The organism is Streptococcus sp. oral taxon 431 (assembly GCF_023110115.1).
Taxonomy (GTDB): Bacteria; Bacillota; Bacilli; order Lactobacillales; family Streptococcaceae; genus Streptococcus.
In genome coordinates this window covers 94,999-115,603 of sequence record NZ_JALDVP010000001.1, presented here as the reverse complement: position 1 = coordinate 115,603, position 20,605 = coordinate 94,999, and the positions used below count along the sequence as shown (strand labels likewise).

At 32.2% G+C, this 20,605-nt stretch carries 38 protein-coding genes; all 38 read right to left on the bottom strand.

Translation table 11 applies throughout. The annotated features are described in order from the left end of the window. Nucleotides 1–57: 57 nt before the first annotated feature. Nucleotides 58–411, bottom strand: coding sequence for a hypothetical protein (locus tag M1F91_RS00660; RefSeq protein ID WP_247912216.1), 354 nt, complete (start codon nucleotides 409–411; stop codon nucleotides 58–60). After that, entirely contained in the window at nucleotides 411–761 is a 351-nt protein-coding gene (locus M1F91_RS00655) for an Imm10 family immunity protein (RefSeq protein WP_247912215.1), read from the bottom strand. Before M1F91_RS00655 ends, M1F91_RS00660 begins: the two co-directional genes overlap by 1 nt. Nucleotides 762–988: 227 nt before the next feature. Beyond that, the gene (locus M1F91_RS00650; RefSeq protein WP_247912214.1) at nucleotides 989–1,312 is read right to left on the bottom strand and encodes a hypothetical protein; all 324 of its coding nucleotides are present in this window, start codon (nucleotides 1,310–1,312) and stop codon (nucleotides 989–991) included. Nucleotides 1,313–1,670: 358 nt separating this feature from the next. Next, nucleotides 1,671–1,973, bottom strand: a complete 303-nt coding sequence (locus M1F91_RS00645; RefSeq protein WP_282185007.1) for an RHS repeat-associated core domain-containing protein — start codon at nucleotides 1,971–1,973, stop codon at nucleotides 1,671–1,673. 99 nt (nucleotides 1,974–2,072) lie between these two features. Next, entirely contained in the window at nucleotides 2,073–2,297 is a 225-nt protein-coding gene (locus M1F91_RS00640; RefSeq protein ID WP_247912213.1) for a hypothetical protein, read from the bottom strand. 72 nt (nucleotides 2,298–2,369) lie between these two features. After that, complete coding sequence (locus M1F91_RS00635; protein ID WP_247912212.1) at nucleotides 2,370–2,555, bottom strand: hypothetical protein; 186 nt, start codon at nucleotides 2,553–2,555, stop codon at nucleotides 2,370–2,372. 168 nt (nucleotides 2,556–2,723) lie between these two features. Then, nucleotides 2,724–2,855 (bottom strand): hypothetical protein, encoded by a 132-nt coding sequence (locus tag M1F91_RS00630; protein ID WP_006155648.1) that lies wholly within the window; start codon nucleotides 2,853–2,855, stop codon nucleotides 2,724–2,726. A 179-nt stretch (nucleotides 2,856–3,034) separates the two neighbouring features. Next, nucleotides 3,035–3,571 (bottom strand): hypothetical protein, encoded by a 537-nt coding sequence (locus M1F91_RS00625; RefSeq protein WP_247912211.1) that lies wholly within the window; start codon nucleotides 3,569–3,571, stop codon nucleotides 3,035–3,037. A 337-nt stretch (nucleotides 3,572–3,908) separates the two neighbouring features. Beyond that, nucleotides 3,909–4,271, bottom strand: coding sequence for a hypothetical protein (locus M1F91_RS00620; protein ID WP_006148331.1), 363 nt, complete (start codon nucleotides 4,269–4,271; stop codon nucleotides 3,909–3,911). Nucleotides 4,272–4,314: 43 nt separating this feature from the next. Beyond that, nucleotides 4,315–5,004 (bottom strand): hypothetical protein, encoded by a 690-nt coding sequence (locus M1F91_RS00615; protein WP_074324581.1) that lies wholly within the window; start codon nucleotides 5,002–5,004, stop codon nucleotides 4,315–4,317. Nucleotides 5,005–5,273: 269 nt separating this feature from the next. Continuing rightward, nucleotides 5,274–5,774, bottom strand: a complete 501-nt coding sequence (locus M1F91_RS00610) for a hypothetical protein (RefSeq protein ID WP_247912210.1) — start codon at nucleotides 5,772–5,774, stop codon at nucleotides 5,274–5,276. Between the two features lie 44 nt (nucleotides 5,775–5,818). Continuing rightward, the gene (gene imm40, locus M1F91_RS00605; RefSeq protein WP_247912209.1) at nucleotides 5,819–6,115 is read right to left on the bottom strand and encodes an Imm40 family immunity protein; all 297 of its coding nucleotides are present in this window, start codon (nucleotides 6,113–6,115) and stop codon (nucleotides 5,819–5,821) included. Nucleotides 6,116–6,299: 184 nt separating this feature from the next. Then, nucleotides 6,300–6,782: an SMI1/KNR4 family protein gene (locus tag M1F91_RS00600; protein ID WP_247912208.1), complete on the bottom strand. Its 483-nt coding sequence runs from the start codon at nucleotides 6,780–6,782 to the stop codon at nucleotides 6,300–6,302. A 68-nt stretch (nucleotides 6,783–6,850) separates the two neighbouring features. Further along, complete coding sequence (locus tag M1F91_RS00595; RefSeq protein ID WP_247912207.1) at nucleotides 6,851–7,327, bottom strand: hypothetical protein; 477 nt, start codon at nucleotides 7,325–7,327, stop codon at nucleotides 6,851–6,853. A gap of 430 nt (nucleotides 7,328–7,757) precedes the next feature. Continuing rightward, nucleotides 7,758–7,979 (bottom strand): NTF2 fold immunity protein, encoded by a 222-nt coding sequence (locus M1F91_RS00590; protein ID WP_247912206.1) that lies wholly within the window; start codon nucleotides 7,977–7,979, stop codon nucleotides 7,758–7,760. A gap of 250 nt (nucleotides 7,980–8,229) precedes the next feature. Continuing rightward, entirely contained in the window at nucleotides 8,230–8,694 is a 465-nt protein-coding gene (locus M1F91_RS00585; RefSeq protein ID WP_247912205.1) for a hypothetical protein, read from the bottom strand. 11 nt (nucleotides 8,695–8,705) lie between these two features. Then, nucleotides 8,706–8,888, bottom strand: a complete 183-nt coding sequence (locus tag M1F91_RS00580; RefSeq protein WP_247912204.1) for an RHS domain-containing protein — start codon at nucleotides 8,886–8,888, stop codon at nucleotides 8,706–8,708. A 53-nt stretch (nucleotides 8,889–8,941) separates the two neighbouring features. Then, nucleotides 8,942–9,505, bottom strand: coding sequence for a DUF4303 domain-containing protein (locus tag M1F91_RS00575; RefSeq protein ID WP_247912203.1), 564 nt, complete (start codon nucleotides 9,503–9,505; stop codon nucleotides 8,942–8,944). Between the two features lie 248 nt (nucleotides 9,506–9,753). Beyond that, nucleotides 9,754–10,389 (bottom strand): Imm43 family immunity protein, encoded by a 636-nt coding sequence (locus tag M1F91_RS00570; protein ID WP_247912202.1) that lies wholly within the window; start codon nucleotides 10,387–10,389, stop codon nucleotides 9,754–9,756. 228 nt (nucleotides 10,390–10,617) lie between these two features. Beyond that, the gene (locus M1F91_RS00565) at nucleotides 10,618–10,899 is read right to left on the bottom strand and encodes a hypothetical protein (RefSeq protein WP_247912201.1); all 282 of its coding nucleotides are present in this window, start codon (nucleotides 10,897–10,899) and stop codon (nucleotides 10,618–10,620) included. A 105-nt stretch (nucleotides 10,900–11,004) separates the two neighbouring features. Further along, nucleotides 11,005–11,436 (bottom strand): DUF4265 domain-containing protein, encoded by a 432-nt coding sequence (locus M1F91_RS00560; RefSeq protein WP_247912200.1) that lies wholly within the window; start codon nucleotides 11,434–11,436, stop codon nucleotides 11,005–11,007. 437 nt (nucleotides 11,437–11,873) lie between these two features. Beyond that, complete coding sequence (locus tag M1F91_RS00555) at nucleotides 11,874–12,641, bottom strand: hypothetical protein (protein WP_247912199.1); 768 nt, start codon at nucleotides 12,639–12,641, stop codon at nucleotides 11,874–11,876. 57 nt (nucleotides 12,642–12,698) lie between these two features. Then, complete coding sequence (locus M1F91_RS00550; RefSeq protein WP_247912198.1) at nucleotides 12,699–13,085, bottom strand: ankyrin repeat domain-containing protein; 387 nt, start codon at nucleotides 13,083–13,085, stop codon at nucleotides 12,699–12,701. A 22-nt stretch (nucleotides 13,086–13,107) separates the two neighbouring features. Next, nucleotides 13,108–13,224 (bottom strand): RHS repeat-associated core domain-containing protein, encoded by a 117-nt coding sequence (locus M1F91_RS09110; RefSeq protein ID WP_282185006.1) that lies wholly within the window; start codon nucleotides 13,222–13,224, stop codon nucleotides 13,108–13,110. 44 nt (nucleotides 13,225–13,268) lie between these two features. Next, entirely contained in the window at nucleotides 13,269–13,655 is a 387-nt protein-coding gene (locus M1F91_RS00540; protein WP_247912197.1) for an ankyrin repeat domain-containing protein, read from the bottom strand. Nucleotides 13,656–13,815: 160 nt separating this feature from the next. Further along, nucleotides 13,816–13,971, bottom strand: coding sequence for an RHS repeat-associated core domain-containing protein (locus M1F91_RS00535; protein ID WP_282185005.1), 156 nt, complete (start codon nucleotides 13,969–13,971; stop codon nucleotides 13,816–13,818). A 168-nt stretch (nucleotides 13,972–14,139) separates the two neighbouring features. Next, on the bottom strand, nucleotides 14,140–14,811 hold the full coding sequence (locus M1F91_RS00530) for a growth inhibitor PemK (RefSeq protein ID WP_070625031.1): 672 nt from the start codon (nucleotides 14,809–14,811) through the stop codon (nucleotides 14,140–14,142). 17 nt (nucleotides 14,812–14,828) lie between these two features. Further along, the gene (locus M1F91_RS00525; RefSeq protein WP_006148297.1) at nucleotides 14,829–15,050 is read right to left on the bottom strand and encodes a hypothetical protein; all 222 of its coding nucleotides are present in this window, start codon (nucleotides 15,048–15,050) and stop codon (nucleotides 14,829–14,831) included. A 112-nt stretch (nucleotides 15,051–15,162) separates the two neighbouring features. After that, a complete protein-coding gene (locus M1F91_RS00520; RefSeq protein ID WP_070608479.1) occupies nucleotides 15,163–15,438 on the bottom strand; it encodes a hypothetical protein in 276 nt (91 codons plus the stop codon). Nucleotides 15,439–15,583: 145 nt separating this feature from the next. Next, nucleotides 15,584–15,778 (bottom strand): RHS repeat-associated core domain-containing protein, encoded by a 195-nt coding sequence (locus M1F91_RS00515; protein ID WP_247912195.1) that lies wholly within the window; start codon nucleotides 15,776–15,778, stop codon nucleotides 15,584–15,586. An 81-nt stretch (nucleotides 15,779–15,859) separates the two neighbouring features. Beyond that, nucleotides 15,860–16,312, bottom strand: a complete 453-nt coding sequence (locus tag M1F91_RS00510; RefSeq protein ID WP_247912194.1) for a hypothetical protein — start codon at nucleotides 16,310–16,312, stop codon at nucleotides 15,860–15,862. Between the two features lie 166 nt (nucleotides 16,313–16,478). Next, a complete protein-coding gene (locus M1F91_RS00505) occupies nucleotides 16,479–16,931 on the bottom strand; it encodes a tetratricopeptide repeat protein (protein WP_247912193.1) in 453 nt (150 codons plus the stop codon). A gap of 293 nt (nucleotides 16,932–17,224) precedes the next feature. Further along, nucleotides 17,225–17,548 carry a DNA polymerase III gene (locus M1F91_RS00500; protein ID WP_247912192.1) on the bottom strand — a complete coding sequence of 108 codons (324 nt, stop codon included), beginning with the start codon at nucleotides 17,546–17,548 and terminating at the stop codon, nucleotides 17,225–17,227. Between the two features lie 195 nt (nucleotides 17,549–17,743). After that, a complete protein-coding gene (locus M1F91_RS00495) occupies nucleotides 17,744–18,595 on the bottom strand; it encodes a hypothetical protein (RefSeq protein WP_247912191.1) in 852 nt (283 codons plus the stop codon). Nucleotides 18,596–18,842: 247 nt separating this feature from the next. After that, nucleotides 18,843–19,319, bottom strand: coding sequence for a DUF4926 domain-containing protein (locus tag M1F91_RS00490; protein ID WP_247912190.1), 477 nt, complete (start codon nucleotides 19,317–19,319; stop codon nucleotides 18,843–18,845). Between the two features lie 96 nt (nucleotides 19,320–19,415). Further along, nucleotides 19,416–19,547, bottom strand: a complete 132-nt coding sequence (locus tag M1F91_RS00485) for a hypothetical protein (protein ID WP_247912566.1) — start codon at nucleotides 19,545–19,547, stop codon at nucleotides 19,416–19,418. Nucleotides 19,548–19,669: 122 nt separating this feature from the next. After that, nucleotides 19,670–20,089, bottom strand: coding sequence for a DUF2750 domain-containing protein (locus tag M1F91_RS00480; protein ID WP_247912189.1), 420 nt, complete (start codon nucleotides 20,087–20,089; stop codon nucleotides 19,670–19,672). A 2-nt stretch (nucleotides 20,090–20,091) separates the two neighbouring features. After that, a complete protein-coding gene (locus tag M1F91_RS00475) occupies nucleotides 20,092–20,520 on the bottom strand; it encodes a DUF2750 domain-containing protein (RefSeq protein ID WP_247912188.1) in 429 nt (142 codons plus the stop codon). Between the last annotated feature and the right edge of the window lie 85 nt (nucleotides 20,521–20,605).

Below are 20,605 nucleotides of genomic sequence, written 5' to 3'. Positions count from 1 at the left end.
AATACTCCTTAGGACTGAAAGTTTTTGTTTAGGCTACAGCTAGCTTACCTATACAAGTTATATTCTGTTTTTTGCTAAAAAAATATTTTCTAGTGTTTTCCTAAACGAAACCATATCAGTGTCTATATTTATTTCAATATCAATATGTTTCTCGATTTTCAAAGATTTCTGAATATCTTCTCCGAAATCGAATGATAAGATATTACCTTTTAAATCATAAGCAACGTTATTGCTTTCAATTGAAAACGTTTGTTCATTGAATTCAAGGTATATTTGATCATCTTCATCTTGATTGAAGGTTAGGGTGAAATAATGAAAATTTCCCAAATCAAAGTAGATATATGACAAACCTTCATCATCGGACTCATCAAATGAAATTGCTACTGGGTTCCACATAGATTTATTTTTCATTAGCAAACTACAACCTCACAATCTGATTCTCCAAAAATATACTCAATAAATTCATTTAATCTTTTATCAGGTTTATAAGTAATAATTAGATTTTCAATACTATTTTGATAAATTTTTTGTTTCTCTTGAAAATAAATAACTAATTTATTGGAATAAATTTCTACCCTTTTAAAACCACCTACCCCTGAATATTGTTGACTATTAATTTCATAATAATAGTATTCTAAGTCATCAACTTCTCTTTGCAAGATTAAGTAATTATCAGGGTTAGGTTTGTCACTATCTGCAAATGCAATAGTAAGAATATCATCTTCTATTTTGTAATACGTATTTATTGAAATAATTTCCATAAACAATTCCTTATCATATTGTTTCTTAACATTTTCCAGGTGGAGGTGTTTGTCGTTTTTTTCCAGCTGGGCGAGGTGCTTTACGAGTTCTTTTTTGAAGATTTTCGCTTTAACCAGTTGGTCGTGCAAATCGTAGAAATAGTTCAGCACTCTGCAGTCGGCCAGTTCGCGGTGGATCAGGTTGGATAACTTTGTGGAATTGTTGAGACTTCCTACCTCACCTGCCATTATTGTTGTATATGCTCATGAGCATATATACATTTAATTCCTTGTTTTATAGTGGTAATTAAATCATTAATTGTGTTATCAGATTTTATAAATAATGGATTTTGCCAATCACAATTTTTAACTACGTAAACTTTGAATTTTCCATTTCTACCGATATGGGGATACCACCCAACATCTAAAATATATTTTTCATTAAAGAACTGTACTTGTAATAAATCTTCTTCAAATTCAAGTTTATTGATTAATCCATTAGTGTTATTGAATAACCAAAATAAATTATCATAAGTAATAATGCCATCTTTAAAATCAATTTTAGGTACCATTTCAAATTGCTCCTAATCTTTTCAACTTTTCTTTTTTGAGAGCATTCAACTCGTATGTATGTTGTATCTAACCCTTCTGATGCACCAATAATTTTTCCGGAATCATATACTTTATAATGTACGTTTTTTCCAAATGGTGAAACTGGAGTTCCTTTTGTTCAAGCTATTCTTTCTAATGATTCACTATGAATTTTAGGTTTATATTTTGCAGGTTCACCATTTTTTGTAGCTTTTCGGATTTTAGACCAGAATTTTTGGAGGGAACATGTTTTCCTCCATGAGAAGTCCAATCTAAGGAATCATTATCACATGGATTATTACAGGCACCTGGAGCATTAGATAATCCGAGCGGATCAAACTACTTCTGCGTATTCGGCGCAAAAGCATATAAATTCTCCCCTCCCCACAATCCAATCGGCTCCTGATTCACAAACCGACCCGAATTAGGCTCGTAATAGCGTATCGGGTTATAGTGCAGCCCAGTCTCTTCATCGAAGTATTGGTTCTGCAATCTAAACGGCTGATGCGCATCCTTATAAACCCGCCCGTCCTTTTTCAGACGGCCCCAGCTGGTGTAGTTGCTGAACCATAAGAGGGTGCTACCGTCCCAGACGAAGTAGGTTTGGTTTTCGAGGCTGCCTGAAACTTTTTCTTTTTTCAGACGACCTAGAAAAAATGATTTAGGTCGCCTGAAAAGTAGAAAGTATGTGCATGCCGAACATAAGCTGCATTCATACGTAGATGGCTTGCTACGCTTAGTTTATAACGTTTCATATTCAGAATATATATTCATAGTAGATTTTACTAACTTTCTAGAATTTTCGTCTGGGCTAATTATTTTTGTGAGTAGAAATTTTTTCTTATTAAATTTGTTGTAGTAAAGATTTAATCCATTTTGAAGAAAAACAACAAGCTCATCATCATCTTGATAGATAGAATGTATAACCCCATTTAATTCACTTAATCTTAATTTTTCAAATGTCAATATAGAAGATATTCTTTTACTCTTAATTTTTTTATAGTTAGAGATTTCTATTTGCTCTCCCTTAAGTATTCCTTAACTTTCATCGTATATAAAAGATATATCATATCCCTTAAAATAAAAGTAATACATTACAATATCCTTTCCGAATGACTCATTACTGTTCTCTTTTAGGAAGCATGATATATTTTCAGTTAAGAAATTCTTTAAAAAACTACCGTTTTTTAAAAAATCTCTTATTTTAAAAATTTTAGCTGTCATCTTATCCTCCTAATGCTTTTAAAGTAGTAGAGAAATCTCTCGTGTTATTTGGAAAATTTTGGACAGCTGCTTCAGTAACATCTTTCAATTTGGTTTTATTTTTTGGATTTTGTACTAAATCATCAACAGCTTCTACGATTTTTTTCCATTGGGAAGGGTTATTTTCCTTTATATTTTTTGCGGTTGGTTCTGTAAGCGGAAGGGCTGGTATGCGCTATCCGCAACCTTGGTTTCCTCTTTCAGACGACCCTTGCCGGTGTATTCTCCGTACCACAACAGATTCCCGTCCTTATCGGTCATCTCTCTCGGGATACCGATTTGGTCGCAGTGGAAGTAGTGGGTTTGTTGGTGGCTTTCTCCGTCTTCGATGATGTGGTGTAGATAGGCGAAACCGCGTACGTGCGTACTGCACATACCCTACGTCAAAACTGAAGGTTTTGTGCGGGCTACGGTTTGCTATAACTTACTTACAGAGTATTTCATGTTAGAGGAAGAAATTCCATCTTCAAATTATTACTAATAACTAATTCTTTGAATTTATCAGAAAAAGCCCAAATTAAATCATCATTTATATCTTTTGCACAAAACTCAAAACCAGATATATTTCCTAAAAATACAGGTGGATAATCAATAAACTTCTCTCCATCTATTTCATAAAAATTTGATTTTTCCATATCTACTAATTTAGCAGTTAATTTAATTTTTCCAAGGAAAAATTTAAATTCATCATTCTTGATTCTAAGTTTAGCCGGAAAAAAATCTAATTCATCTTTTAATTTATCAGCCAATTTATTAATGAAAGTTTCAGAGAACAATAACATCTTAGGAATTGTTTGAATATAATCTGTATTAGAAATATTTTTGGAGGTATATCCACTCTGAGCTATAAAAACTGCTTCATCTGTATAATTACCTTTATTGTAATTAATAAATTCTACAATCTTTCTATCATCCTGTTTTAAGTCCACATACGCTTCTTCATTATCAACAGCAGAGTATATTTGATAAAGAGTCATCATTTTTTCCTTTCTTACTATTACTTTTAGAAATTGGTGCAGCACAAATATATTTGCCAGTTCTAAAAGCTTCTCCTAATTCGTTTTGCATTTTTAATATTTTTTCTGAGATTTTCTTTTTACTCCATTTTTATTTTTAGCAATGGTAGCCAATCTTTCTAATCGTTGCTCCAGTCTCGAATTCGTGCCAAAGACTCGTAGGAATCCGGGGGTGTAGATATAGGTATACTTGCCATCCCAAACGAATCTGGTGGCATCTTCTAGGCCGTATGAAGCTTCTTCGTTTTTCAGACGGCCTTTAGGTTGTTTGTTGATAACTACCCTAACTTATGCTTTGTTATACATAATTTCCTATCTTTTTTCTTAAAAATAAAAATATTTTAATCCAAAAGGGTGTTGTTAATCCCAAAATTCCTCCGAATATCAATCCTTCAAGGAGCATAAAACTCTCACTTTCGATTTGTATAGCTAATCCCAGCAGCATCCCAATTAACATTTGAATTATAGATAGATGTTTAATATTTTTTCTTTCTAATTCTAAATGAAATAAAATAACTAGAAAGAAAGAGATGATCGGAAACACGACCAACTTAACTATTGTGTTATCTCCATAATAGGCCATCCATAACCAAAAACAAATCCATGAAATTAGAATACTAATCCAATACTTTTGAATAAATTCTTTGACTTTAATTAACATGGAAGTCCTCCTTAGGCTATGATGTTTACAGCATATTCTTGAGTTATATTTGTTCATATAATGTTAAATTCTTTTCTGTGCTTTTATATATGTCTGTATAGAAATAAATTCTATTACCTTTTATCTCTTTCAGATAAACTAAGTCTTCGATACCCCCAATATACTCAATTGATAAATCATCTAAATTTAATGTTGCAAGCCTAAATCCAACAACCCAAAATCGTCTAATGAAAACTGGAATATATATTTTTCTATTGGAATACAACAAAGGCCCTCCAAATCCCTGTTCTTTAATAATAACTTGACCGTTTATGGATAGACTTCCAACTAAGGGAGAACCTTGATTAACTTCCATCAAATCAAGGTAACTGACTTCCCATTGGTCAAAAATATTTTTTTCTTGAAAGTCTAAAGGAGTTTCATTCAAAATTTTTAACTTAGACATTTTTATAGTCAAAGAATTGAAATCTTCTTCTATTTCTACAAGGAGTTTACCAACCTCATTGTTAAATGGCCAAGAATCAATTACTATTCGAGACAATAAAAATTCTTTTCCTTTTTTTTGTTGAAAAATAGTTTCTGAATTTAGATAATTAATCATGTCATATAGTTCATTTTTTATAGAAATCAACTGCTGTTTATTTGTATAACTATATTCATCACAATTATTAATCATTTTATCAATTTCGACTAAAACTATATTAGTCTTTTTTATAAATTGCTCCTGATTCATTGTCGTATTAACCTTTCTAAGGCATTAATATATTTGTGTTTATCCGCCAAGAAAACCCAAACCTTGAGGTGCAGCTTTGCCTTCAATAATAGTTGTTCCTGGTTTCACTATAAATTGAGCAATATTAGTCATGTGGTTTCATTTTGGTTTGACTGCGAAGCTACTTCTGGTAGCATGGAATGTTTCAAATAAATAACGACCTAATCGAATCCTGATTCACAAATTGACCCACAGCAGGTTCGTAACGATAATCTGCTCAAACTTATTAATTAATCGATATTTATTAGTATTTTTAATTCTTCTGGTAGTTTTGCACCATTTCTATGTGCCTTCTTAGCCCAAAATATGGCTTTTTCTTTATTGTCTTGTTTGAAAAATAAATCAGCTAAATTGAATTGGGCAATTGGATGTCCATTTTTTGCCGCGATCTTTAGCCATTTAAATTCCAAATCTTGATCTAAAGATACAAACATATGATATTGATATAATTTGAATGCTGAGTTTTTATCTCCATTAGTGGCCTTCTCTTCGAGAATATGAATCTCTTCATCTGAAATCCAATAAATACTACCTGTTGATATGCAATTAGTCATTTTCTTATCCCTTTCTGGATGTTGTGCGCGGGGGCGAAGGCGAACACTTCGTTGCCCGCTTGGGTAATCCTGCCCAGTTTGTCGGTGCTGTGGGTCAGGTTGCCTGAAGGGTGCGGGGGTAGCAATTGACCACACAGCGTCGGGATTGGAGGTTTTGCCAAGGCTACGGCTTGCCACGACTTGTTTTTGGGTCTCGATCCAACCTACGCTTGCTGACAGTTTTATTTGAAAACAAATGATACATATAAATTTTGATTATTTTTAAAGTTATCTAGATATTCTCTAGTTTTTATAATACTATCACTTTGAATATTTCCTTCGTAATACCAATTATCATAGGTATGTTCAAATTTATTATTATTTTTTTTATATAAATCTCCTCCTAAAATAAAGAAATTTAAATTTTCTAAAATATCTATAATATCATTAGATAATTCTATAGGTATAATTACAGTATTTTCTCCTTGTTCAAGTAAACTGACTCCATTATTAATATAAATACTAATTAATTTATTCATAAATACACTTCCATATGGCATTTTAAACTTTCTCTTCTCCGTTTATTGACTTTTTTCTTATTCGAGGCCGTCTAAAAAGCGGAAACCGTGTACGTGCGTACCGCAGCCCACGTCAGGATTGAAGATTTCATACTTACTACGGCTTGCTACGCTTACTATATATACACGACGCTACGCCAGTTTATTAATCATCAGGATTTTCTTCTAAATAATTTAAAAATTCCTCAAATGATTTCGCAATAATAATTGAATTTTTTTTAAAATTAGCTTCCCTTGATATATTTTCACTCCATACGTCCCTTACATAATAAATAATTTGCCAACTATTTTTTTCTAAACAGAGGTAATTCCCTCCCCAATCAAAAGCAAAAGGAATCAGATTTATAGGTAACTCATTAAGTTCCCATTCATTTATCGCTCTTCCTTCTAATGTAAAATCTGGATCATCCTCAAACTGCTTAGAATATTTCATTGGAATGAAGTCGCGAATTTCAATATAGTCATAATCAATATTATCATTGACAAAACAAGAAAGATTGGGAGTACCTCCATTCCATTTGAAGTAATGTGACTTGAATGAAGATGGAAAAGATACTTCTAGTTTTTTTTCAACTTCATTAAAATCGTTTTCAGATAAATTTTTATCACAATCATAAAAATTGAGCATGGCAAACTCCTTTAAGTTATACAAAGCAAAGAATTGCTTCTTCTGGAATAGTTTATTTATTTTTAAAGTTAAGCATTCAGTCCAATAGAAATAGATAACACATCTTCCTCATTGTCGAGTAGAGATATATCGATAACTTTATCTATTTTATTACTAAATAATTTTAAACAATAAAAATTAGGTTTGTTTATTAATTCTAGCCAATTGCTAATATTTTTTATTTTGATCATAAACAATGGGAATAATTCTATTGGTGTTTCGGCCGAATCATTTATTCCTCCATAAAAGTATACATAAGCAATATCATTTTCCTCTGGTGAAAAAAAATTTAATATTTCATTTTTTATCGATAAACTAAAATTCTCTTTTAATAATTCTATATTTCTATATGGGGTAAAAGTACGATTTATTATTTCACATGAGAGTGGATATGGAATAATTTTTTCAGAATCTGAAATTAAATTATTTAAAAAATGAATTTCTTTCATTTTTTTCATTAAATGATTCTGTTTTAAAGTAAAGATCTTATCTTCTAAAGTTGTCATGATACTATTTCCTATGTGGTACGGTTACATTATCTTTGTAGGACTTCCAAGAAAATGCACCATTCCCATTATTTCTTTTTTGAATAAGAATTCCATCCATTTTGGAAGTAGCTACATGCCAGTGTGGACAAGGATGTTTTGCAATCGGAAGGGCTGGTGCGCATTCTTGTAAAGCCGATCATCTTTTTTTAGACGACCCCAAGCGGTGTATTCGCCGTACCACAACAGATTGCCGAGTATGTCGGTCTTCTCGCGCGGTATCGGTGTGGATATATGTATACCTGCCGTCCGGTTGGACTTCTTGCAAGAGGTGGCTACCGTACCAAACGAATCCGGTTTCTTCTTCGAGGCCGTCTGAAAAGCAAAAACCGCGTGCATAACGCACACACCCTCACTTTAATATTGAAGGTTTCATGAGGGCTACAGCTTGCTATTTTGAATGGGTTATTTTTTCTATTCTCCCATCTTTTTTAGAAATAACTATATGGAAATTACCACCTAGTGCTTTTGGAGGGGTTCCATTAATGATCCAGACATCTTTCTCTTCAATAATACGGTATGGTTTTTGATTTATTGAAACGGTATTTCCATATACGTTTTTTATGTATATTTCAGCAAGCTCAAGCGCCATATTTTTTGAACTGACTAACATATTGCTCTCCTTTTTGTCTAAAAAACCTTTTGCAAAAGCTGAAGTAAAACAAAGAAATACTAATATAGTAATGAGACGGATTTTGTTCATCATTATTTTCTTAATACCAAAATTTAAAAATCGATTGTGCTTGTGTAGGTAATGCAGTACTGCGCACACCCTACGTCAGGATTGGAGATTTCGTACGGGCTACGGCTACTTTTCTAGAAACCTTGGCTTATGTATTCGATTAACAAAATAATAAGTAGATTTAGGAATTATTTATTAATTTTTCGAGATATTCAATACTTCTGAATAAATAATGTTCACCTATTTGCTGTATCAAATTTGATGAGTCCCCAAATAATATTTTTTCTAAATACTTTTTTAGAATTATAAGCTCATCTTTTTTTAAGAGATTTAAAGCATGAGTGATGTTTTCTGCTGTAGGTATATTTATAATAAATTCTTCTATATTTACTGGAATATCATCATTTCTAATGCCATTGCTGATACTATCAAAAATTTTAGGCATTAAATAATTTATTCCTTCTGGTGAAAAAAAGATGAATGGTACTAAATTATGTTCATCAATAATAATTTTCTCTATTGGGGTATATTCGTAATAATTAAATTCATCCTTAAATTCCTCTATTCTATAGATGTTTTCTCGATAAAGTTTTTTGAACAATCCTTCTTTAGGAAAATCTCTATAGGGAATATTCATGAAGGGCATATTTATCTCCATTATGTTAGATAACTTTTACATTTATAGTGATTTTTCCATGCGGTGTATTCGCCGTACCATAAGAGATTACTGTGGATGTCCGTCATCTCCCTCGGGATGATGATTTGGTCGCAGTGGAAGTGGTGGGTTTGTTGGTGGCTTTCGCCTTCTTCGTTGATGTAGTTTAGACAGCTAAACCGCATTCGTGCGTACGTTCCGCGCACACTTTACATCGAGATTGGAGGTTTCATACGGGCTACGGCTTGCTTTGAAATCTATTTTTGAACGTAAGAAATTTATCATATGAATTTAGTTGTTCAGCAGAATAATTTTCCATAATTTCAGCATTATCACTATCTACAATAGAAACAAAAAATATGACATTCTTTGTTTTTTTCTTATCTATATTTTCTATTGCTTTTTTAAATCCTTCTATAATTGAATCATATACTTCCGCCTGATATTGCTCAAAATTATCTTCTGATATTAATGTATTTGCATCATTAAGAATATTTTGAATCTCATTATTGAATACACTATCTATTTTCTCAGGAACCTCTCCAAGTCCTATTGCAAATTGAGGATAATACCATTTAATAAAAGGATATTCCTCTCTCGGATAGTTTAATTTTTCTTTGTCATAGTGAGAAATAGTATTTGCAGCCCAACCTAGATATGAGCAATAGTCATCAACATATAATGAGTAAGCAAAAACATCATTAGAATTATATCTCTCTAATACATAGTTAAATGTATCTGTAACTCCTTTATATACATTTTGAATTAAATCTTGAATTATAGAATTACTTAAAATATTCATTTTGATTTTCCTTTCATAGACATTTTTGACATCAATCATTCTCTATTAACATTTTCTACGTGACCTGTATTTTCCAAAAAACTTACCACCAATTCTAGTTAATTGCTTGCTCATATATCTATCTGCTTGAGCTTTGTTCATTAGACATAATTTCATCCATCTTGTTACCCTCTTATCAGCCTTCTCCAACGGGAGAGGGAGTAGATGTTGGGATGGAAAAAGTATATCCAACACTTCTTTAATTTATATTAATCCCAAAAAAAGTCTGAATTATTTAATTCCTTCCACTCTTCTAAAGAATAAAGAAAAGGCAAAGAAAAGTTTTCCAATATTTTTTCTTTTAAATTTTCTGACACCATGAATGCTCCTGAATAATTATAATTGGTAGACAATAAAATATCCTTATCTGAATTAGTAAATGCCTCCAGTGAAAAATTATCTTCATCTAATGCTAAATCTGGGTAAACAATTTCATCCTGAATTTCCCAATCAACTATTCTTACTAAATAATAGGCTTCGTTCGTCAATAACTCCCCTTTTGTATTGACAATAATTGCTTTACTCATTCCATAATCATGATCAAATCCGTATTTTTTAATAAATTCCAAAAAATGCGCTGACATGATAAAGAAATCATTATATGGAAGAAAATCAAAAGTAACACCTCTTGCTTTCTTTAAGCAGACATAAACCTTTTCAGGCATTGGAGGAATTTCTTGTCCCTTTACGAACCAACTCCATGGAAAGTCAAAATCAGGATGCGTTTTTTTAGGGTTAAACTTCTCTGATATACCTAGAACACCACTACTTACACGTGGCAACCCCATTTTTGCTGCTTTATCCATGCTTTGCAGGGCATATCCCCATACTAGTAATTTTTTCATAATATCCTCCTAATCTAATCGTTTTGGTGAGTTGGTAGAGGTACATCCTCCAACAGATATGGACTTACTCAAACGTTTTTTTAACCTTTCTTGTAAATCTCGTACACGCCGTTGGGCTGGCTGTGTTCGACCATGATATGGTTGCGGTAGGCGAAACCGCTAGTTCTTTGCTGTCACGTCCATAAACGGCAGTCAAATCGCCATAGTATAGTTAATTTCCTATTTTGTTTAAAATGAGACTACTGCATCAGAAATTTTATGTAATTTATATTTTTCCCAATGCAGATTGATAATATCCTCTTCTGAAGCATTAACTATCTTTGATCCAATAGAATATTCCATAAATTTATTTCTTTGTTGATTTAAGTCATTTTCATTTTCCCAGCAACTCATACACTCATCGCAACAGAAAAATAACTTATTAAAGTTAATGTTTTTTTTAATAATTAATCTTCCTTGTCCATCACATATAGGACATTCTTTAAACCAAAAATAATCATTTTTTTTCATATTGGGTCTCCTGTAATAGATGTCTGCCTTCACATAGCCTTAAAATTTCTACTACGTAAACAATGCTAGAATTTTCTACATATTGCGATATTACGCAAGTTATAGCTATTGTGCCAAATACCCTGTGTCATAATCTAAATCGTCAGTTTCCACAAACTCATCTAAGAAAAGATATATTTCTTCTATATCTACTTGAATGGGTATGTTGATTGCATAGAAATTTACATTAAATGCTTCAAACTCACATCCAAGATCTTTTAGTTTCGTTAATATTTTATCTTTAAATTTCTGATGTTCATTAAAGAAAACAATCCGCAACGTACTATTTTTACTATGAATTATCGTTTTATCATATAATAAGTAATTTTCTTCCGTTTGTATTCCACTAACAATATCACCTAAAGAGATTTCTTTGCTATAAAAAGGAATATTATTAACTTTAAGATAGCCTTCTTCAGTCACTTCTGCCCAAATACTTTCCATAGATACTGGAGGATAACCATCAATTACTTCTAGATTTAAAAAAAGTTTTTTCATTTTAATTACCTTAAATAACCTTGCTACCTACTGTAGGAACTTAATTTAACAACTCGCATTTTAATTCTTCGAAATAACTAATATTTATTTCTTTGTCTTTGAAGAAAGAATATCCTTTTGACTCAGATATGTCAACCATTCCTTTTGAATTCTCTCGATTTATAAATAACTCTAAAACTATTTTATCGTTATTATCGTATACAAGAATATTTTACTTTAAAAGTAGGCTGAATACAATTTTTAAAATAGATTGTTTTAAATAAAACTCTAAATCCGCTTTAAGAATTTTATCATTTGAAGCTTGAGTTTCTCTTAATTATGTAAAATGTTCAATGCGTAATCGATGTAAGTTGATAAAGGTTAAAGCCCCCTAGCAACCTAATCGGGTCTTGGTCGGAATAATAGTTACGGCTCTATACCCCTTTGCGACTGGGAAGTTATAAATAAAGTTGAATCGTACTTGTTATTCTTTTTTGTGTTTCAACACTAATTTCCTGGTTAAAATTTTGGATTAATTTTAAAAAATCAATAATTAAGTTGAATTGAGTAGTGTTAAATATCGTACTTTGGTTTCTTAGGGCAATATATAAAAATTCAACAACGTAACCATATAAATGAAATTTAGACAAATTAGAAAAAATATATTTTAAACAGCAAGGAGTAAAATATAATATAGCCTTATTAGTAAAGGCTTGCCACTCTAGTGATTCCAGTATTGAGAGAAAATCGTCGTATGTTATCTCAATCCAAGTTTTAGTAGATAGTTGCATTATAGAATATATATAAGAGTCATCACTATCATCAAAACTTATGATGTTGTTTTTATCAACCTTGAAAACTGGAAAAGTAGACTCGATTTTTTCCTCTAGATAATTTCGTTCTTGTATATATTTTACCTCCATAAGGAATTTTTCAAATTCACAATATACTCCTAAGTCTTTGACAAACTTTGAAATATATTCTAAAAAATCATAAATGATATTGATTTCATCTTTTGTTAAAGATTGCAGTATATTAAATAGTTCACTTACTTCTCCTTGGGATATATTAGAATAATAGCTAAATAATTCTATGAAACAATCATTAGCTATACTAGGGTTTTCTATTGAGCTTAGTAAAAGTCTATTTAAATGTAAGGCATCTTCATTTTTTTGTTTATCTGACATTTGATTTTTAATTAATAAAATTAGATTGTTTTTTATCATGTCTTACTTTCTCCATTTTAAGATATGGCAGCATTTGATTGATTTATTATCTATTTTTTATTTACGTTTTTTAAAATTATTTAATAGTTTTACTATCTTCTCTTTATTTTCGCTGGATGAGTTAATTGCAATACTAACGGCATTTTCTCCAAATTCATTTTGTATATTTTTATCAGATCCATTATCAAGGAGTAATTTCACCATTTCTATATTTCCAAACATGCATGCATAATGTAGGGGGGTATATCCTAAGTCCCCTTTAAGATCAATCAATGCCCCATTTTGAAGAAATACAAGAGCATCATTTAAAGAATTATTTCTGGCTGCAATATGTAAAACTGTATCATCCATACCTCCTACTTGATTTACATCTTCAATAATGTCACCCAAAAAGTCAGGATGCGTTTCATATTTTTTTAAAATACATAATAATTCTTTTTCCATTAATTATACCCATATTCCTGCATCAGATACGACTGCTAAAGTAAGTGCAACTCCCCAGCCCACCCTTTAATTTGATCGGATCCTGATTCACAAACCGACCTACATCAGGCTCATAATACCTGGAGAAGTTGTAATGCAGCGACCTTATTACAGTTTTGTTGGCTAGCCAATAATATGATTCAATTACTTATAATTTCTCAATAAATTCATTATCTCTTTAGACTTTTTTTTATCATGATATTCTTCCGTTGCATAATGCTTTGCATCATATCCGAACTCATTTTTTATATTTGTTTTAGCACCATTCTCTAAAAGAATTTTAATAATATCAATATTTCCGTGAAGGCAAGCATTTTGAATAGGAGCAAAATTTAATTCGCCTTGTTGATTGATATTAGCACCATTTTCTATTAGTAAGATAACATCTTTTTTAGCTTGAGAATTAACGGCTAAATTTAATAATGTTTCTCCCATAGAACCTAAGTCATGTACTGAAGTGATTGGATTACTACTAAAAAAACTAGGGTAGTCTTGGTATTTCAAAAAAAGTTTTGTTAAAAGATTATTCATATTTACTCTCCAAACAATTCTATCTAGAACATTCAGCTTTTGCTTTTTCTTTTAAAACATTTAATCTGTTTTTCCAATCATTTATTTACTTTTTTATTTGCTTTGTTAAATATTTGTCGTAAACGAGAATAAATTTTAAAGGGATTTGATCCTAAATAATCTACCAACTCGTCATATTAAATGCATAAGTATAAAAATTTGCATCCCCCAAATATCTAATCGGATCTTGGTTCACAAACCAACCGGCATCAGAATCGTAATAACGCATCAGGTTGTAGTGCAGCCCGGTTTCACGGTCGGCGTACTGGTTTTGCAGGCGGAAGGGCTAGTATGCGCTATCCGTTACTCTAGTTTCTTCTTTCAGACGACCTCAAAGGAGATTGTGAGGCCGCCTGAAAAGCAGAAACCGCGTGCGTGCGAGCTGCACACACCCTACGTCGAGATTGGAGGTTTTGTGCAGGCTACGGCTTGTTACAAGGACTAATTATTGCATAATTTGTTGTTTTAATTTTTGGTCAAAAGAATTTTCCAGGAAGATCAAATCATGCTTGCTAAACAATCCATTATCATTTTCTAATACTTTTTTATCAAACAATAAAATATTCTGTATTAAAGGATCATTTAGTGGTAATTCATTCTTATTTATAATAAAAATAGCGGTTAATGCTTTAAAACGAAAAGCCTCTGGATAAAGTGCTAAATATTTTAAAACTTCTTTGCTACCAGAATGGAAGGCCATAATGATTGGAATATGATTTTGCTGCAAATGCTTTAATACATCTGGATAGATGTTTTTTGCATCATTCTCAGATTCAGGTAATTTAATGGTATCTCCATAAGGAAATGAGGTAATAGGGGGAGCTTTAAAAAAATGCGCCTGCGAGATAGATGGTTGTACAAATACTAAATCATATGGGTTTGACGATTTATCATAAGGAGGAACATTTTGGGAGAAAAAATTTCCCATTTCAGAATTGTATGCATATAGGTGAAGTATGACCCCCTCGAAAGTACGAGAATTGCTAAAGGATATTTCACCATAAACATATTTTCCTTTTTTAAATTTAATCCTATCTTTTAGAAAATTAGCATCAGGAATATTTAAATTATTTTTTAAATATTCAATAAGACCTTGAATAAATTCTTTACTTTTCATAATTATCGTCCTTAAAATCAATCTTTGAATACTAAAGTCATAAAGCGAGCAACGCCTTTGGAGGAACCCACATCCGTTTGCTTATCCTTATTTTTTGTTGAAACCATATATGCAGCCTTCGGATATTTTCCTCCAGCATTGTGCGGTTTTTTCAAATTGAATAACCCTGATCTCTTTTGACCTTTCGTTAATCGTCCTGTATTATATTTTACCTCAATAAAATAGATTTTCCCAGGCATACCTTTGTCAGTATTTTTTGGATAAAAATCATAGGGAAGGTCGTCTGAAGGTTATTTCAGAGGACTTTGATATTTTGTTGGATCTCGACCAACCTATGATCTAAAAAAGGTCTTAAAGAGGCTTGTTACCTTTAAATATATTAAATCTTGATAGATTAGCTCCTTTTGATTGAATATGTTTTATAGCTAATTCAAGTTCATTAAATTCATTAAATTCTTCTATCTCATAATCTTCAGCCTGATCCAATTTATTTTTTGGTACTGTATAGTAATATGTGCTATAAGTTCCATTATTTTTCTTAATAGCAAATACTTGATAAACAACTTCTCCATCAATTTCAATAAGTTCATCATATCCTTTTGTTTGTAAATTAGTTAAATTTAACATATCTATTTTCCTATAATATCAATACGCACTTTTTTTCCATCCAGATGTCTAATACTTATGTGCGGGTACTTTTCATGTCCTTTTCCTTGTGGATCATCATGTCCTTTTCAACATCCTGTTGCTTTACCCATAGCATAATCTTTTCCTAATTCACAAACCGCCCTGCATCCGGCGCGTAATACCTGAATAAATTGTAATGCAGCCCCGTCTCACGGTCAGCGTACTGGTTTTGCAGGCAGAAGTGCTGGTACGAGCTATCCGTTACCTTGGTTTCATCTTTCAGACGCCCCCAGCCGGTGTAGTTGCCAAACCACAAGAGGTTTCCGTGGATGTCGATCATCTCTCTTGAGATGCCGAACGGGTCGTAGGCGTAGCGGCGGTTAAGTACGGTACAAAAAAGGTCGTCTGAAAATATCGAATCTTACTTTTTGGTTTTTTTCTTAGGATTTAATTCTTCTTTACGTTGCTTATAAAATTGCCAATATTTTTTGTCTTCTATGCTAAATGGATAATACCCGGCATCATTATAAGCAATATCGAAATATTTATAAGCATCATCATATTTTTCAATATCATAATAAAAAAGACCGCCTAATAGATATGTTCCTGCATTAGTTGTTCCTAAATCAGCAACACTTAAAGCAATAGTCAGCCATTCTTCAGCCTGTTCATATTTCTGATTTTTATAATAAAAGTCGAATAGGGCAATCGCAACCATTGTAGTTGGATGCGCCCATTGAGTTACTGGCTTAGGTATTAGCTCAAATGCTTCTTTTAGTAATTTTTCTTGTTCCAAAAAAGATTTATTATAAGCTTCGCAAACTAAATCATTAATTTTTGATTCTAATTCTGGGTTAACTGCATCTAAATTCATAGCATACAACTCCTCAATAAAGTTAAACGATATTAAATGTAAATTTTCTATGTCAATCATGACCATAATCAGATTTCGGTTTGCCAGAATCGACTTTGGCAAACAGCAGCCGTGCACCGCTGTCGGGGGCGGCAATTTGGTAGAGGTCGTCTGAAAATATCGAATCTTACTTTTTGGTTTTTTTCTTAGGATATAATTCTTCTTTACGTTGTTTATAAAATTGCCAATATTTTTTATCCTCCATAGAGAACGGCGTGTAGCGTAACTCATTATAAGTTAGGTCAAAATATTTATAGGCATTCTCCATATCGCCCAATTCATAATAAACGATTCCTGTCCATATGAACACACCTGCTGCAGGTTCATCTTTTCGTGCCTCAAGTGCAATTAACATCCACTCAAGGGCTTTTTGATAATCGCCTAATTTTTTATAATTTTCTGAAATACCACAGGCGATTGCCGAAGTTGGCTCGACGAATTGAGTGGCTGGTTTAGGCAAAAGTTCCCATGCCTGCTTTAGAATATCAATTCTTTCCTCCGGTGTGGGCGCGTCATTTGAGTTACATACAAAATCATTGATTTTCTTATTTAATTCATAATTTACTTGATCTAAATACATAATTTATCCTTCTTAGATTAACAGCCTTTAGGTAATTTTCCATTTTTAGGCTTGCGGGGTTTCTTATAACGTTCTTTGCTCTTTGCTCCACGGGAACAGTTTCATGGTCCATATTCTAATCGATAATTATTAGAATCAAGCATCCTTTTTCGTACTGCCTGAGACTTGGCTCCATAATAACGACCGCAACGATTCCAATAAGAAACGGCATCTTCAGGATTATGTCTCATATGTGCATTCCTTATTTTTAGAAGACCTCAAAGAAGATATTGAGGCCGTCTGAGAATATAAAATTACTTTTTCGCAGCACGAATTTTTTTCAACCCATTCTCCAAAATAGTAACTTTCTCGGGATGAGTTCCCCTATCCAAAGCATTCCACCAGTTATTTACTGGTTTAACAAATAATTGGAATCCTTCATCGGTTACATTGGATTTTCGGATGATCAAATCTTCTTTGATAGAGCCATCCTCATTAAATGGGTCAATATCAACAAGTAAGTTATGGTTTTTGAGAAACGTCATAAGTGCAATAGACATTTTGATAGTATCTTCACGATAATCTTCATCAGCATTTGCTTCCCAAAATGTCCGAAAATTAAATAGTGTTATATCCATGATAATCTCCTAAGGTAATCGAATAATTTCAAATAATTCATCTGAAGGTGACTGAAGTGAGGCTGTGCGTCGCATTCGGGTTAGGCGATTTGACAGAGGTCGTCTGAAAAACAGAAACCGCATGCGTACTGCACACACCCTACGTCAGGACTAAAGGTTTTGTGTGGGCTACGGTTTGCTATGGCTTACTTGTGATTACCAGCTAGTAATAGGTCTATGCAAATTTACCCAAAATTTTAATAATGATTGTTCAAAAAAACGAAATTCGGACAGATCTTTTTCTACAACTAGACCTAATTCTTTGAAAAGATATTTAGATTTCGTTCTCTCGATAACATCATATCGACTTAATAACTCAGTAAGCCCTTTTTTTGATGATATATCTATTTCATTATAGTATATTGCAAGCTCTACTTTCTTATCATTGAAAATTGTAACCTCAGTTAACTTTTCATTATCAAACCTTAGTACAAAATTGTTTATCTCTATAATATTTTTTACCTTCGGGATAACATTGTTTGATATGTCATATTTTCTTATAACATCTGATAGAGAACAATTTAATTCAAAATCGCCTATACTCTTATAAGGAATAAATATTAATTTATCATGATTTAAAGTTGGGTTTTTAAGTTTACTTTTTTGAAAGTCTGAGTACTTTTTACCTTTATTATCATATAAATCTCTTATACTCTCATCGTAAATTAATATCTGCAGAAACAAATTATCCTTATAGTCAACATATAAAACTAAATTATATTTTGGAAAAAAATAAAAATAATTTTCTTCATCTGAAACTTCTATTAGAGGATCCTCCTCTTCTAAAAATTTTTCAAGATTTGAAAAGTTAATAACTTTTCCATTTAAGCAAAATTCATCACAATTCCTCAAGGAGGATACAGTAATCAATTCTGAATCAGATTGTGTCTTGTGTTTTCTATCAAACTCTAATGAATAATTAGGATTATTTAAAATAACATCATCAAAGTCAGCCTTTTTTTGACCCAATACAATTCCATCCAAAGAATTATTTAATATTTTCAACATAATACATATCCTTTCCTGTATTTGTCTATGTCAATTAGCTTCTCAGCCATCAGGAAAAATGACCTCTAGATAGAATGCCATTGCTAATGGTAATGAGATTGTTAAAGAACAAATATTTCAGACGACCTCGAAAAAGAATTGAGGTTGTCTGAAAGGCAGAAACAGCATGATTACCGCTCCCATGCTACGGCGGAATTGAAAGTTTCATGTAGGCTACGGCTTGCTTATAAGATTCATAAGAATAATATTATGTATCAAGAAATAGCATTAATTGTTCTGGCTTTAAAGTTAGTAGTGCGATTGTTTTTCCTTTAGTATCGCAGAATTCAACCTCATATGCTTCATAAGGATTTGAATAAACTTCTACAATAGCACCGATGTCTCCCTTTTGTAAATTAAAACCAGGAAGATCTTGTTGCAATTTGACTACTTCTAAAAGTGAATATTTCACTATAAACTCCTTAATAATTAACCATAAAACATATGTAGTTGCCAATCGTGGAATTGATTGTCCGCTATCGATTATCCAACCAGTTCTAACTGTGGCGGTCTGTCCAATTGGACCAGTCATTGGAATATCAACAGTATAGCGTTGCCCATGTTCATCACATTTACCTGAAGTTTCTGGGTTTTCACAAATACCTTGTTGATTTTTTTTAATCAACTCATCTACATTTGATTGATTAAATCCTAATGCAGATTGAAAAACCTTTGCTTTTTCCACCTACAGGGTGTTCTGTATTTAAGGCATATCCCGTGATTTTTCTAGGGTCAATGATAGCCTTATCTGCATTAGGTAATTTCAAATTAGAGCAAAGACCTAATAGATAAAGCCAATCTTGAGCATTTGGTGCAAACTCATACAGATTATCCCCCCCACCAGCCGAATCGGATCCTGATTCACAAACCGACCCGCAACAGGCTCATAATACCTGAAGAAGTTGTAATGCAGTCCCGTCTCTTCATCGAAGTATTGGTTTTGCAGTCTGAACGGTTGATGCGAGTTATTGTAAACCCGCTCGTCCTTTTTCAGGCGACCTTACGGTTTGGTTAGATCTTGAACTGACTATTCGTTTAAAGATAAGGCAAATCTAAGGCCTCATCATAACTTTCATCTAAGATTTTATTGACTGAGGCAGCAAACTGAATAGCTTTCATATCAATAGTTTCAGGATTATTAGGAATCGGAAAGACAGCTATACCTATATTATTTTCTATTAACCATGGTATCCCATCCTCTAAAAATTCTTCTATCTCAATTTCATAAATATCAGAATTCTTATCCTCAGACTGTGCCATAATTCTTGCGAATTCTAATTCAGGCCATATGGCTAAAGATGAATTTTTCTCATCTCCCCATAATATCCAATCTCCGTCTTTGTCTGCTAAAACATATAAAACTCCAGAGTCAGTTATCCTTTTTAAAGTATGCTCATAACGTTCTTGACTGGACAAATTAAGAATTGCATTTATTGCTTTTTTATGTAAACCCATTGTTAACCTCCTAATAAATAAGGTAAATCAAATTCTTCCCCATACCACTCATAAAAATAATCATTAATCATCTTAGCAAATTCAATTGGATCAAAAATAATAGTTTCTGTTTTTTCATCAATAGGAAAAATAGCTAATCTAATATTACTTTCAGACATTAAAGGAACGGTATCTTCTAAGAAGTTCTCTAGTTCCATTTCATCTATTCTCAATGCTTGAGGATTCCATTGGAGAGCTAACTCCGCAAACTCAGATTCTGGAAAGATCATTAGATATTCTTTTCCTTCATCATCTTGCAAATATATCCAGTCATCCTTTCCATCTAGTAGGTATAAAGTTTCAATACCGCATATAGTTTTAATAGAATAATCCAATCTTTCTCTAGCTGATAATTTAATAATTGAATCAATTGCTTGTTTTGGCAGGTCCATTATTTAAATCCTTTCTACTTAAAAATTTGATGCAGGCTACGGCGTGCTTGATTCACCCCATGTTTACTCAGGGATTTATACGCTA